Source organism: Sphingomonas sp. 1185, from assembly GCF_040544655.1.
In the GTDB taxonomy this organism is placed as follows: domain Bacteria; phylum Pseudomonadota; class Alphaproteobacteria; order Sphingomonadales; family Sphingomonadaceae; genus Sphingomonas.
In genome coordinates this window covers 23,575-36,903 of the sequence record NZ_JBEPKL010000029.1, presented here as the reverse complement: position 1 = coordinate 36,903, position 13,329 = coordinate 23,575, and the positions used below count along the sequence as shown (strand labels likewise).

15 protein-coding genes are annotated in these 13,329 nt (G+C 69.5%); 9 read left to right on the top strand and 6 right to left on the bottom strand.

What is annotated here, in order from left to right; all coding sequences use genetic code 11:
• Positions 1-47 precede the first annotated feature (47 nt).
• Entirely contained in the window at positions 48-956 is a 909-nt protein-coding gene (locus ABIC44_RS16200) for a LysR family transcriptional regulator (RefSeq protein WP_354296553.1), read from the top strand.
• 105 nt (positions 957-1,061) lie between these two features.
• Here ABIC44_RS16200 and ABIC44_RS16195 read toward each other — a convergent pair whose 3' ends face one another.
• Entirely contained in the window at positions 1,062-1,442 is a 381-nt protein-coding gene (locus ABIC44_RS16195; RefSeq protein WP_354296552.1) for a winged helix-turn-helix transcriptional regulator, read from the bottom strand.
• 92 nt (positions 1,443-1,534) lie between these two features.
• Here ABIC44_RS16195 and ABIC44_RS16190 point away from each other — a divergent pair, with 92 nt between their 5' ends.
• Positions 1,535-2,596, top strand: a complete 1,062-nt coding sequence (locus ABIC44_RS16190) for an SDR family oxidoreductase (RefSeq protein ID WP_354296551.1) — start codon at positions 1,535-1,537, stop codon at positions 2,594-2,596.
• 64 nt (positions 2,597-2,660) lie between these two features.
• Positions 2,661-3,599, top strand: a complete 939-nt coding sequence (locus ABIC44_RS16185) for a LysR family transcriptional regulator (protein ID WP_354296550.1) — start codon at positions 2,661-2,663, stop codon at positions 3,597-3,599.
• Here the strand turns inward: ABIC44_RS16185 and ABIC44_RS16180 are convergent.
• Positions 3,507-4,778, bottom strand: coding sequence for a cation:dicarboxylate symporter family transporter (locus ABIC44_RS16180; protein ID WP_354296549.1), 1,272 nt, complete (start codon positions 4,776-4,778; stop codon positions 3,507-3,509). The two genes, ABIC44_RS16185 and ABIC44_RS16180, sit on opposite strands and share 93 nt — an antisense overlap.
• 199 nt (positions 4,779-4,977) lie before the next feature.
• Between ABIC44_RS16180 and ABIC44_RS16175 the strand changes: the two genes are divergently transcribed.
• The 4 genes from ABIC44_RS16175 (at position 4,978) to ABIC44_RS16160 (ending at position 9,475) form a co-directional block, all read left to right on the top strand.
• Positions 4,978-5,790, top strand: a complete 813-nt coding sequence (locus ABIC44_RS16175) for a substrate-binding domain-containing protein (protein ID WP_354296548.1) — start codon at positions 4,978-4,980, stop codon at positions 5,788-5,790.
• A complete protein-coding gene (locus ABIC44_RS16170) occupies positions 5,787-7,124 on the top strand; it encodes an MFS transporter (protein WP_354296547.1) in 1,338 nt (445 codons plus the stop codon). The genes ABIC44_RS16175 and ABIC44_RS16170 overlap by 4 nt, the downstream gene beginning before the upstream one ends.
• A gap of 105 nt (positions 7,125-7,229) precedes the next feature.
• Entirely contained in the window at positions 7,230-8,795 is a 1,566-nt protein-coding gene (locus ABIC44_RS16165; RefSeq protein WP_354296546.1) for an OprO/OprP family phosphate-selective porin, read from the top strand.
• Positions 8,796-8,875: 80 nt separating this feature from the next.
• On the top strand, positions 8,876-9,475 hold the full coding sequence (locus ABIC44_RS16160) for a phosphatase PAP2 family protein (RefSeq protein ID WP_354296545.1): 600 nt from the start codon (positions 8,876-8,878) through the stop codon (positions 9,473-9,475).
• A gap of 58 nt (positions 9,476-9,533) precedes the next feature.
• On the opposite strand, the gene ABIC44_RS16155 is transcribed toward ABIC44_RS16160, so the two are convergent.
• From ABIC44_RS16155 to ABIC44_RS16145, 3 genes are all read right to left on the bottom strand, one after another.
• Positions 9,534-9,902: a DUF4440 domain-containing protein gene (locus tag ABIC44_RS16155; RefSeq protein ID WP_354296544.1), complete on the bottom strand. Its 369-nt coding sequence runs from the start codon at positions 9,900-9,902 to the stop codon at positions 9,534-9,536.
• 52 nt (positions 9,903-9,954) lie between these two features.
• A complete protein-coding gene (locus tag ABIC44_RS16150) occupies positions 9,955-10,119 on the bottom strand; it encodes a hypothetical protein (RefSeq protein WP_354296543.1) in 165 nt (54 codons plus the stop codon).
• Between the two features lie 123 nt (positions 10,120-10,242).
• A complete protein-coding gene (locus tag ABIC44_RS16145; protein ID WP_354296542.1) occupies positions 10,243-10,488 on the bottom strand; it encodes a hypothetical protein in 246 nt (81 codons plus the stop codon).
• A 191-nt stretch (positions 10,489-10,679) separates the two neighbouring features.
• Here ABIC44_RS16145 and ABIC44_RS16140 point away from each other — a divergent pair, with 191 nt between their 5' ends.
• A complete protein-coding gene (locus ABIC44_RS16140; protein WP_354296541.1) occupies positions 10,680-10,994 on the top strand; it encodes a hypothetical protein in 315 nt (104 codons plus the stop codon).
• Positions 10,991-11,569, top strand: a complete 579-nt coding sequence (locus ABIC44_RS16135; RefSeq protein ID WP_354296540.1) for a 3'-5' exonuclease — start codon at positions 10,991-10,993, stop codon at positions 11,567-11,569. The genes ABIC44_RS16140 and ABIC44_RS16135 overlap by 4 nt, the downstream gene beginning before the upstream one ends.
• A gap of 245 nt (positions 11,570-11,814) precedes the next feature.
• On the opposite strand, the gene ABIC44_RS16130 is transcribed toward ABIC44_RS16135, so the two are convergent.
• Positions 11,815-13,329, bottom strand: coding sequence for an efflux transporter outer membrane subunit (locus ABIC44_RS16130; protein WP_502959859.1), 1,515 nt, complete (start codon positions 13,327-13,329; stop codon positions 11,815-11,817).

The following is a 13,329-nucleotide window of genomic DNA, read 5'->3' as shown; positions in this document are numbered from 1 at the left end:
GTGATAATCGACGTTCTGATAGAATGACCTTCAACCAGGAGTATCAAATGGCGGATCGACTGACCGGCATGGAGGTGTTCGTCCGCGCGATCCGGCTGGGCGGACTGTCCGCCGCCGGGCGGGCGATGGGCATGTCGCCGACCATGGCGGCACGGCATCTCGACGCGCTGGAGGCGCGGCTCGGCACCCTGCTGGTCCAGCGTTCGACGCGGCGGCTGGCGCTGACCGATGCGGGGGCGGCCTATCTCGACCGCGCCGAGCGGGTGCTGGCCGAGATCGCCGAAGCCGATGCCGATGCCTCGGCCCAGTCGCGCGCGGTCGAGGGGCTGCTCCGCGTCAGCGCGCCCGCGACCTTCGGCGTGATGCATGTAGCCGGGCTGGCCGCCGAATTCCATCGTCGCCATCCCGGCGTTACGATCGAGCTGGGGCTGGACGACCGCTATGTCGACCTGCTGGAGGAGCGATGGGACATGGCGATCCGCATCGGTCGGCTGAGCGACAGCGCGCTGGTCGCGCGCCGCCTGGCTCCCGTCCGCCTCGCCATCTGCGCCGCCCCCGCCTATCTGGCCGAACGGGGCCTGCCGCGCTCACTAGACGATCTGCGCGACCATGATTGCCTGGGCTATACGCTGATGTCCCAGCCGGGCGCGACGATGTGGGGCTTTGGCCGCGACGGCAGCCGCCTGGTGCCGGTCCGGGGATCGCTGCACGCCAATAACGGCGAGGCGCTGGTCCGCGCGGCGATCGCGGGGCAGGGACTGGTCTATGGCCCCCGCTTCATCGCCGCCGACGCGATCCGCCGGGGCGAACTGGTCGAGGTGACGCTCGATGCCGATTACATGGCGCTGGGCGCGGTCCATTCGGTGACGCACAGCCGCCGCCGCCTGTCCGCGCGCGTCCGCGCCTGGATCGACTTCCTGGTCGAGCGCATACCCGGCATGGCGCAGGACTGGTGATCCACGCCACGCGCTCGGGCGATCGACATTCGGCATTGCTCCTTCTCCCCTGTCGCCTGGACAGGGGAAGAAGGAAGGAAAGGCATCGCTGAACGTCGATCCGCCCTAGGCGCGGCGGGAATGCGGGCGCGGCGCCAGCTGGTCCAGCGCATCGGCATTGGCGCGCCCCCAGCCGTAGAGGAGTTCAACCGGCTCGACGAAGCGTCGGCCGAGATCGGTCAGGCGATATTCGACCTCGGGCGGCATGGCGCTGCGCACATGGCGGCTGATCAGGCCGCTCCCCTCCATGTCGCGCACCGTCTGGGTCAGCATCTTCTTCGAGATGCCCGGCAGGCTGCGCTGGAGCACCCCGGTGCGAGCGACGCCGCCATGACGCGCGTGCAGCGTGTGGAGCACCATGCTGGTCCATTTGGTGGCGAACAGCTCCAGCACGCGGCGGGGCGCGCAGTCCTCACGCCATTCCTCGTCGGGGGTTCCGGGCTGCATATGGTTACCTTTCCGTGCCTGGGGGTCCAGATGGTGCCGTCTGGAAGCCGCGCAAGGCCATGCCTAGCTGGGGCAGCGACAAGGAGGCGTGGATGACGAAGACGGCATTGGTAGTGGGCGCAAGCGGGATCGTCGGCGGTGCGACCGCGACGCTGCTCGTGGAACGGGGCTGGACGGTCCATGGCCTGGCGCGGCGTCCCGTGGCGCAACCGGGCGTGGCGCCGGTCGCGGCCGACCTGCAGGATGCGGAGGCGACCGCCGCCGCGCTGTGCGACGTGAACCCCGATGCGGTGTTCATCACGACATGGCTGCGCCAGGACAGCGAGGCGGAGAATATCCGGGTCAATGCGGCGATGGTCCGCAACCTTCTGTCCGGCCTCCCCAGCCCGACCGGCCCGCGCCACATCGCGCTGGTCACCGGGCTGAAACATTATCTCGGCCCGTTCGAGGCCTATGGGAAGGGCACATTGCCCCAGACCCCGTTCCGCGAGGAGCAGGGTCGGCTCGACGTCGAGAATTTCTATTATGCCCAGGAGGACGAGGTCTTCGCCGCGGCCGCGCGCGACGGCTTCACCTGGAGCGTCCATCGGCCGCACACCGTGATCGGGCGCGCGGTCGGCAATGCGATGAACATGGGCACGACACTGGCCGTCTATGCGACGCTGTGCCGCGAGACTGGGCGGCCGATGGTCTTTCCCGGATCGGCGGCGCAATGGTCGGGGCTGACCGACATGACCGATGCGGGGCAGCTGGCGCGTCACCTGCTCTGGGCGACCGAGACCGAGGCGGCGCACGATCAGGCGTTCAACGTGGTGAACGGCGACGTCTTTCGCTGGCAATGGATGTGGGGCCGCATCGCCGACTGGTTCGGGGTCGAGGCCGCCCCGTTCGACGGCACCGTCCGACCGCTGGAGCAGCAGATGGCCGACTCCGCACCGACATGGCGCGACATCGCCGAACGCGAGAAGCTGGTCGAGGCGGACATCGCCCGGCTCGCCTCGCCCTGGCATAGCGACGCCGATCTCGGCCGCCCGATCGAGGTGGTGACGGATATGAGCAAGAGCCGACGGCTGGGCTTCACCGATTATCAGCCGACCGACGACGCCTTCTTCGCGCTCTTCGCCCAGTTGCGCCGCGAGCGGCTGATCCCGTGAAGAGGTACGGCAGGGGCGCGGGGGCCGACTGGCCTAGTCGCGGCCGCCCCTGCTATCGTCGGCCATGGCCTCTCTGAATTTCGAGCTTCTGGACATAAGGGTGTTCGTGGCGATCGCGGACGGCAGGAGCTTCCTGCACGCCGCCCGCCAGCTGAACCTGTCGCAACCCGCGATCAGCCGCCGGGTCCAGAAGCTGGAGGCGACCATCGGCACCCCCTTGCTGGAGCGGACCACGCGGACGGTCCGCCTGACCCCGGCGGGGCAGGAGATCGTGCCGCTGCTCCGTCGGCTTCTGGGCGAGCTGGACGAATCGATGCTCGGCATGATGGCGCTGGGCGAGCGGCAGGCGGGGCGGCTGACCGTCGCCAGCATACCCAGTGCGACGGTGCGGTTCCTGCCCGACGTGCTGGAGGCGCTGGGCCGCGACTATCGCAATGTGCGGGTGCGCGTGCTCGACCTGACCGCCACCGAATGCGCCGAGGCGGTGCGGACCGGCGAGGCGGAGTTCGCCATCACCCTGCCCGTCTCGGCGGACAGCGATCTGACCTATGAGCCGCTGACCGACGATCCTTATGGGCTGGTCTGTCGCGCCGACGATCCGCTGGCCGATCTGGTCGATCCGGCGTGGAGCGACCTGGCCGGGCTGCGGCTGGTCACCGTGCATCCGGGCAGCGGCAACCGCACCGCACTCGACGCCGGACTGGCCCGCGCGGGGATCGAGCTGCGCTGGTTCTATGAGGTGACGCGGCTCACCTCGGCGCTGGCGCTGGTGCAGGCGGGGCTGGGTCCCTCGGTCCTGCCCCGCCTGGCGTGCGAGGGGCCGGATGCGCGCGACCTGTTGTGGCGGCCGTTGCGCGGGGCGACGGTGACGCGCACCATCGGCGTGCTGCGGCGCGGCTCCGCCACCCTGTCACCCGCCGCCGGTCGGCTGATGGGGCTGCTCACCGACGCCTGGGCCAATCGGCAGGCCCAGCCGCGCCCCGCCCCAGCGCGCGACGAGTAGCGACGCCGAGACATTGGCGGTGGCGCTGGTCAGCGCGCGGAGTTCGGACAGGAAGCGGTCGACCGCGATCAGCATGGCCGCCGCCCCGACCGGAATATCGGGCAGCAGCGACAAAGTGAGGAGCAGGGCCGAAAAGCCGCTGCCCGTCACCCCCGCCGCCGCTTTCGACGTGACCAGCATGACGCCCAGATAGACCGCCACCCGCGCCGGGGTCAGCGCGATCCCCAGCGCCTCGCCCAGGAACAGCGTGGCGACGACCAGATAGACCGCCGTCCCCGCCAGGTTGAGCGAATAGCCCAGCGGCACGGTCAGGCCCGCCACGCTGCGCGGGCAGCCCAGCGACTCCAGCTTCTGGATCAGGCGCGGCAACACCACCTCGGTCGAGGAGGTGCCGAGGACGATCAGGATCTCGTCGCGGAACACCCGCAGCAACGCGCCGCCGCCCAGGCCGGTGGTCAGCCATACCATCACCGCCAGCCCGGCGATCAACAGGGCGCAGGCCAGCGCCAGCGTCGCGACCAGCAGTCCCAGCGAGCCGATGAAGCCGACGCCGTACGTCCCGACCGTGTACGCGATCGCGCCGAACGCCCCCACCGGCGCGGCGCGGATCAGAAAGCCGAAGATCGCGAATTGCAGCCGGGTCAGCGCCTCGACCGCGCGGACGATCGGCGCGCCCGCCTCGCCGATGCGCAGCAAGCCGAAACCGACCAGCCCGGCGACGAACAGCACCGGCAGGACGTCCCCCGCGGTAAAGGCGGAAAACAGCGTGTCGGGCACGATGCGGACCAGGAAATCCCCCGCCCCCGTGATATGGTGCCCGGCCAGCTGGCGCTCCACCTCGGCCATCGCCTCGCCATAAGGCGGCAGCGGCAGGCCGCGTCCCGGCTGCATCAGCGCCGCGACGCCCAGCCCGATGGCGAGCGCGGCGACCGTGATGCCCAGAAAGACGATCAGGCTGCGCAGCACCGTCGCGCCCGTGTCGCGCGCGGCGCCGTGCCGCACGATCCCCTCGACGATGGTGCAGAACAGCACCGGCGGCACCATCATCCGCATCGCCTTGACGAAGGCGATGCCCAGCGGCCCCAGATCGCGACCGAACGCCGGGGCCAGGACGCCGATCGCGGTCCCCGCAAATATGCCGATCAGCATCTGGACATAGAGGTGCCGCAAGGCGCGCAAGGTCGACCCACTCCCGATATATGCGCAAAACGCATCAAGCGGACCGATCATTGCATTTGATCGAAGCACCGCTCCTGATGCCTAGTGCCGGGTAAGGCATGATGGCTCAAGCCTCTGCCGCGCAACAAGAACCCGCAACCGAGCGGGCCCGACCGAGAGAGGTATGATGAAAGCGCCATTTGCAAGGTTAGGAACCGTGATGCCCCGGCGCGGCGCGCTGGGCCTCGCGCTGCTGCTGGGTCTGGGCACGCTGGGCCAGCCCGCCGCCGCGCGCGAAACCAAAACCGCGACGGTCCGCGAACTCCATGTCGTGACCTCGGGAGGCTTCACCGCCGCCTTCCGGGCGCTGGCGGCGAAATATGAACGCGATACCGGCGTCCATATCGTCACTGAGCACGGCCCCTCGATGGGCGACACGCCCCAGGCGATCCCCAACCGGCTGGCGCGGCACGAGGATGCCGATGTCGTGATCCTCGCGCGCAGCGGCCTCGACACGCTGGCGCAGGCCGGGACCGTGACCAGCGGGACCGTCACCGATCTGGGCCTGTCCCGGATCGCGATGGCGGTGAAGGCGGGCGCCCCCGCCCCCGACATCGCCACCCCCGACGCGCTGCGCGCGACCCTGGTCCACGCCAGATCGGTCGCCTGGTCGGACAGCGCCTCGGGCGTCTATATCCAGTCGACGCTGCTCGACCGGCTGGGCGTCGCCGATCAGGTCCGGGCGAAGGGCCGGATGATCCCCGCCATCCCGGTCGGCCGGATCGTCGCCGAGGGCCAGGCCGAGATCGGCTTTCAGCAACTGAGCGAATTGAAGCCGGTCAAGGGCATCCGCATCGTCGGCCTGATCCCCGAATCGCTGCAAAAGGTGACGCCCTTCTCCGCCGGGGTCGTCGCCTATTCGCCGCATCAGGCGGAGGCGCGCGCGCTGATCGCCTATCTCGCCTCCCCCAAAGCCTATCCGATCATCCGCGAAAGCGGATTGGAACCCGCGTCGCAAAAGGCCAAGCCATGACCTCCGCCTCCACCCACGCATCCCTCCCCTTCCCCGCCGCCCCCGCTGCGGCCGAGCCGATATCGCCCGAGCGTCGCCGTTCGGCGTTCAAGTCGATCTTCATCGTTGCCAGCGGCAACTTCCTGGAGATGTTCGACTTCATGGTGTTCGGCTATTACGCCACCTATATCTCCAAGGCGTTCTTCCCCACGGGCAGCGATTTCGCCTCGCTGATGCTGACGCTGATGACCTTCGGCGCGGGCTTTCTGATGCGGCCGGTCGGCGCGCTGGTGCTGGGCGCCTATATCGACCGGCATGGGCGTCGCCAGGGCCTGCTCCTGACGCTGGGCCTGATGGCGCTCGGCACGCTCGCCATCGCCATCACCCCCACCTATGCGCAGATCGGCGTGGCCGCCCCGGTCATCATCCTGATCGGCCGACTGGTCCAGGGCCTGTCGGCGGGCGTCGAGGTCGGCGGCGTGTCGGTCTATCTCAACGAGATCGCGCCGCCGAACCGCAAGGGCTTCTTCTGTTCGTGGCAGTCGGCCAGCCAGCAGGCGGCGGTGGTCTTCGCCGCGCTGATCGGCCTGATCGTGTCGACCAGCCTCGATCCCGTCACGATGCAGGCCTGGGGCTGGCGCATTCCGTTCATCATCGGCTGCGTGATGATCCCCTTCCTGTTCGTCATCCGCCGCCACATGGAGGAGACCGAGGTCTTCCTGAAGCGCAAGGAACATCCGCCGCTGTCGCAGATCATGCGGACCATCGGCGGCAATTGGGGCGTGGTGCTGCAGGGTGCGCTGATGGCGGTGATGACGACCGTCTTCTTCTACATGATCACCGCCTATACCCCGACCTTCGGCAACAAGGTGCTGTCGCTGACGCCGGGGGCCGCGCTGTTCGTCACGGCCTGCGTCGGCGTGACCAACTTCGTCCTGCTCCCCGTCATGGGCGCGCTGTCCGACCGGATCGGGCGCAAGCCCTTGCTGATCACCGCGACGCTGCTCGGCGCGCTGCTCGCCTATCCGCTGATGGGCTGGCTGGTCGCCGCGCCCAGCTTCGGGCGGCTGCTGACGGTCGAGCTGCTGCTCGCGGCCATCTATGCCACCTATAACGGCGCGTTCATCGTCTATCTGACCGAGGCGATCCCGGCGCATGTCCGCACCGTCGGCTTCAGCCTGGCCTATAGCCTGGCCACCGCGATCTTCGGCGGCTTCACCCCCGCGATCAGCACCGCGCTGATCGGCGCGACCGGCGACAAGGCGATCCCCGGCGCGTGGTGCGCCGCCGCCGCGCTGCTCTCGCTCCTCGCCCTACTGATCGGATCGCGCCTGAGCCGCCGCACCACTCCCTGACCCCTTCGGCCGCCGCACGCCCCCCCGGCGGCGCGGCGGCCCCCGTTTGCGATCATCGAGGCGGCGGCCACGGAGCCTCTCGCCCACCCCGAGAGGATGTCCGTCATGCACCGAGCCGCCATGCTCGCCATGGGCCTGTGCGCGCCCGTGCCCGTCGCCGCGCAGACCGCCCCCGCGCAAGCCCCCGACGCCCCGGCGCAAGCCACCGACAATGTCGCCCGCCTGACCCGCCTGCTCGAACAGCAACAGGCGCAGATCGCGCGGCTGGAGGCCCGGCTGGCCGCGATCGAGGCCCAGGAGTCCAGGGCTATGGCCACCGCAGCCAACCCAGCACCGGGTCCCGCGCCTCTGGGTCAGCCCCTGCCCTCCGACGCCCATCCGGCCGCACCGCCGCAGCTCGCCTCGCCATCGCCGGCCCGGCCCCAGATCCGCCAGCCCGCGCCGCTGGGCCAATCGCTCCCCTCCGACGCGCATCCCCCCTCGCTCGACGCGCGGCTGGCGCGGATCGAACAGGCGCAGAAACAGGGCGTCCAGGTCGACTGGTCGAAGGGGACGCCCGAATTCACCAGCGCCGACGGCAAATTCTCGTTCCGCCCACGCGGCCGTATCCTGGTGGACGCGGCCACCACCGGCGGCAGCAACCTGCCCGCGCGCAACGTCACCGGGACCACCGCCCGGTCGCTGCGCGTCGGTTTCGAGGGATCGATCGGCCGCCATTTGTCCTATCTGTTGGAGGGGGATTTCGCCGACAATGACGTGGCGATCAAATCCGCCTATCTCGCCTGGACGACGCGCTTCCTGGGGCAGCAGACCGAGTTCGCACTGGGCAACCGCCTGAACGATCGCGGGCTGGACGGGTCGAGCGGCACCATCTCCGTCCCCTTTCTGGAGCGCAACTTCGTCGGCCAGGGGATCATCCCGGTGCGCGGCTTCTTCGGGCTGGGCGCGGCGGCCCGCGTTTACGGCGATGGCTGGCATGTCGGGGTCCAGCTGTCGGGCGACGACATCAACAATCCGGGGACCGAGAGCGACGGCCTGACCATCGGCGCGCGGGCGCACTGGAACCCGGTCAAGACCGCCGACTGGCTGGTCCATCTGGGCGCCTGGGGCTTTCGCGAGCGCATCGCCGCCGATGCCAGCCGCCCGACGCGCAGCATCGCGGTCGGCGGCTTCTTCAACGACAATCTGCGGATCGCGCCGGGCACCTTCACCGGCGCGCGGTCGGGCACCGGCTATGGCCTGGAACTGGGGACGTTCCACAAGTCGCTCTGGGCTTATGGCGAATATGGCCGGCGGCGGATCGAAAGCCGCACGGGCGCCGCGACCGACCAGTCGGCCTGGGCGGTGCAGGCGGGCTGGTTCCTGACCGGCGAGACCCCGCCCTATCTGACGCGCGGCGGCGTGTGGAGCCGCCCCAGGGTGCTGCGCCCCTTCACCTCGGGCGGGCGCGGCGCGATCGAGCTGGCCACCCGCTATGAGGAACTGGATTACAGCGACAACCCCACCGGCGGGCGCGGCACCGCGCTGACGCTGGGGGTCAACTGGTATCTCAACAATTTCGTCCGGCTCCAGCTGAACGCGATCGACTGGACGGTCGCCAATCCGGCGCAGAATGCCGGGGCCTCGGATCACGGACGAACCCTGATCGGCCGGGCGCAGATCGCCTTCTGACCATTACCGGCCTTGCTCGCCCATCGGCCTGATCGACGGACATGCGGAGCCAAAGGACTGATCCATGTGTTGGATCGACCATGGGCGCGAAACACGAAGTCACGGCGGTCGAACAGGCCGACCGCCGGATCACGACGAAGGTCAACGGCCAGCGCGATTCGCGGCCCATACGGGTGATCGGCACAGTCAGCGAGATCGGGGATCAGCCGCAGATGCGGACGATCTGCGCCGCGACGGTCCTGCTGGGTCTCGCCCGGCGCGACCGGCACCTCGCCGAGACCGGGCTGCGGATGCTGGCCGCCCACACCATCGCCACCTGGGGCAAGAGCGGGATCAAGGCCGTGATCGACCGGAGGCGGCCGAAGGACGGCGACGACCCTCGGCTGCGCCCCGGCGACAGCGACCGTCACGAGGACAATTCCTTTCCCTCCGGTCACAGCGCAGGCGCAGTGGCGGTCGGTGAGGCGCTGGCGCGGGCCTATCCCGACCATGCGGTCGGCGCGCGGGGCGCGGCCTTGTCGGTGGCCATCGTGCAGGTGCCGCGCGGCACGCATTATGCCGGGGATGTCGTCGCCGGGATCGCCATCGGCCTGATCGCCGAGCGGGCGAGCGACGCCGCAATCGGTCTGGCGCGACGATGGCTTGCGGCCGATCCGGACCGGCCACCTATCCGGAAATGACGGCCGGGCCCGTCCGATCGCAGGAGCGAACCCGCGATCGGACGGGCCGGTATCGCCGTTACGCGTCGGCCAGCGGCTTTGTCAGTTTCGGGGTCTGCTGGTGCTGGACGACGCGCCAGACCTCATGTTCGAGCCGCCGGATGACCGAGGTGCAATAGGCCTCATAGGCTTCGTCGCCTCGGCTGGCCGCGACGTGATAGCCGATGACGATCAACCCCTCCTGCGGGCGCGAGACCTGCCGCGCGGTCAACTCGGCGCTGTCCCAGACGGGCGTGTCCGCCACCGCCGACACCGCCGCCTCGCCAGCCAGCACGAAGGGCGGCCGGGGCAGCACCATCACGACCTCGGCATCGACCTTTTCCCGGTAATTGTCCGGGCCCTGGGTCCACAGGCTTTCCTCGAAGCTCCAGAGGCGTTCATCATCCATGTTGGGGACTCCCGATTGTAAAGCAGAGGGCGCTTGCGCCGGACAGCGACGGTCAGGCGAAGTCGCCGAGCGCGGCGGCCTCGTCGTCCGTGCGGTCCGGCAACGGTTTCTCGTCCGGTGAAGTCCGGTCCGGACTGACGGGCGATCCATCCTCCCCCGCCTTCTCGACGGGCGGGACGGCATGCGGCGCAGGCGAGGATGGGGGGTGATCGGACATGACGGCTCCATGGACACGGCCGACATGATCCCGTCGGCCCCGTCACAGAACGCCCCCACACGCCATCGGAGCCGTCCGCCGATCAGGAAAATCGCCGGGGAGCCGCCGCCCCGGGCCGCGCCGTCAGCTTTTCGCCGTCACCGGCACCGAAACCCGCGCGGTGGCGGCCGGACCATGCTCCATCGGCGACGGGTCCGACCCGATATGCCGCATGGCGTAGAGACGCCGCAGGATGAGCGCCAGATCGTCTTCGGTCAGCTCGGACGCCGGATCGATCAGCACGCCTGCGGGCAAGCCCTCCACCCAGGCCGCCAGGCGGTTGCACGCTGCGCCGAGATCGGCATCGGAGCTGTCGTCGAAAGCGGCCATGCGACCAGCCTAATCCTTTCACCGCCGCCCGCAAGCATCATCGCCCCGGACCGTCCGGAACGACCCTTGCCGGTGTTCGTCTGTATCCTGTCCCTTTTAGTCGAGGCAGCGAGCGTGACCAGCACCAGACCGGCCCGGCGCGTCGTGTCGCCGACGCCTCCAGCGGCGACGGAGGCCGAGGGCGCGACGTCGTGACCACGCCGGACGGCCGCTACATCGTCGTACGAGGCCGGTTGTGGCGAAAGGCCAACCCCGCTCTGGCCCCCGACGAGCGGCAGACGCTGGTCGACGCGCTGATGCACGCCCGGCGCGCGATACGGGCTGCGATTGCGCAGGAGGACGAAGCCGGGCTCCGCCACGCACGGGCGCGGGTCCAGGCCGCCAAGGTCGCGCTGGGCGAGCGCGGGCCGGTATGGTGGGACGATGGGACGCCCGACCTCAACCGCCACCTGATCCGCAACACCGGCTATGCCGAATGGTATGCCGAGGGGGCGCCGCAGCGATGAACGTCTTCCTGGATTTCGAGGCCTCCTCGCTCTCGGACAAGAGCCACCCGATCGAAGTGGCCTGGGTATTCGAGGACCGCCGCTCGCAAAGCCATCTGATCGCACCCGCGCTGGGCTGGACCGACTGGGACGCCGCCGCCGAGCGCATCCACGGCCTGTCACGCGAGACGCTGGTCCGCGACGGCGCGGCGCATGATTTCGTCGCGCGGCAGATGGTCGAGCAGCTGTCCGGCCATGCGCTGTTCGCCAGCGCACCGTCCTGGGACGGCAAATGGCTGAGCGCGCTGCTCCGCGCGGCGGGGTTCCCTCGCCACACGCTGCGCCTGCAGGACACCGACATCGCCCTGCGCGATGCGGCGATCCGGATCCTGCGCGACAGCGTGCCCCCCGATACACTCGAGGCACAGGTCACGCGCCTCGTCGCATGGGCCAACACGACCAAGGACACCACACCCGCCCACCGCGCCCTTGCCGACGCGGTCGAGGAGCGGGCGATCTGGCAAAGGGTGCAGGAGCGGGCGCAGGCGATTGTGGCAGCATCGCCCCGCGCCCCAACTCCTCCCCTTGCGGGATAGGAATGAAGGCACCGCCCTTCCCTCGCCCCTCGCAGAGGGGAGAGGGTTGCGCAGACTTGGCCTTTGCGAGAGCAAAGGCTTAGTCGGAGCTGGGTGAGGGGTGGCGCTCGCTCCGCGAGCGCGCGAGCCTTTGGGCTCGCTCCACCCCTCACCCAAGCTGCGCTAGCCAGCAGGCTGGCAAGCTTCGCTAACCCTCTCCCCTTTCCAGGGGAGAGGGAAGAAGCCGTGCCGAACGGCGATCGGCCTTAGTTCAGCCCGCCGCCCAGCGAGCGATACAGTTCCACCATGTTGCTCGCCCGGTTGAGGCGCGTGGTGACGAGCAGCTGCTGCGCCGAATAGGCGGTACGCTGGGAATCGAGCGTCGTCAGGAAGGATTCGACCCCCGTCCGATAACGCGCGTCCGAAATCTTCAGCGCGACATTGGCCGCCTCCACGCGGGCGGTCTGCGCCGCGATCTGTTCGTCGATGGTGCCGCGCTGCGCCAGGGCATCCGCCACCTCGCGGAACGCGGTCTGGACGGTTTTCTCATAGGTCGAGACGGCGGCCTGCTGCTGCGCCCGCGCGACATCCAGATTGCCGCGGAGCCGTCCCCCGTCGAACAGCGGCAGCGATACCGACGGCGCGCCGGTATAGGTGAAGCTGCCCCCCGCGAAGAGACCGCTGAGCGCGGTGCTGATCGTGCCCAGCGTCGCGGTCAGCGAGATGCGGGGGAACATCGCCGCGCGTGCCGCGCCGATATTGGCGTTTTGCGCGATCAGCTGGTGCTCGGCCTGCAACACGTCGGGACGGCGGAGCAATATGTCCGACGACAGGCCGGTGGGCAGCACCTGCAACGCCGCGTTCGCATCGCCCAGCCCCTGCGGCAGCAGCTCGCCGGCCACGGGCGCGCCGACCAGCAGGTCGAGCGCGTTCTTGTCCTGCGCCACCCGCGTCTTGAGCACCGCGATATCATTGCGCGCGCCCTGATAGGTCGTCTCGGCCTGCCGCGCCTCCAGCTCCGAGGCGACGCCGATACGGAATTGCGCCCGCGTCAGTTCCAGCGACTGCTCGAAGGATTTCAGCGACTCCTGCGAGATGCGCAGCTGATCCTGATCCGAGGCATAGGTCAGCCAGGCCGTCGCGATCTCGGCGATCAGGCTGATGCGTGTCGAACGCTGGGCTTCCTCGGTCGCGAAATACTGCTCCAGCGCCGCCCGGTTCAGGTTGCGGACACGACCGAACAGATCGAGTTCGAAGGCGGAGAAACCGGCATTGACCGAATAGAATTCGAGGTTGGACGAGGATGTCCCCACCCCGGCACCCAGTCCGGTGCCGCCGGAACCCGCGCCGGTTCCGGTACCCGTGCCCGACCCTGTGCCCGTGCCGGTTCCACCACCGGCCGCCCCGCCCAGCGCGCCCGAGGCGCCCTGGATGTTGTTGGTATAGGTCCCCGAGGCGGACAGGGTCGTCGACGGCACCAGATCGGCACGCTGGATGCGATATTGCGCCCTGGCTTGCAGCACGTTGGCGGCCGCGATCCGCAGGTCGCGATTATTCTCCAGCCCCAGCGCGATGGTTTGGCGCAGCCGGTCGTCGGTGAAGAAGTCCCGCCACCCGATCCGGGTGACGTCGGGCGCGTCGGATGCCGCCGCCGGATAGATGCCGTCCTGGGGAAGCGTCGCCGGGACGGCTCCCACGGGGCGGACATATTTGGGAGCGAGATTGCACCCGGCCAGCGTCGTGGCCGCCAGCAGGGCCAGCACGAACTTGGAATGGATCAC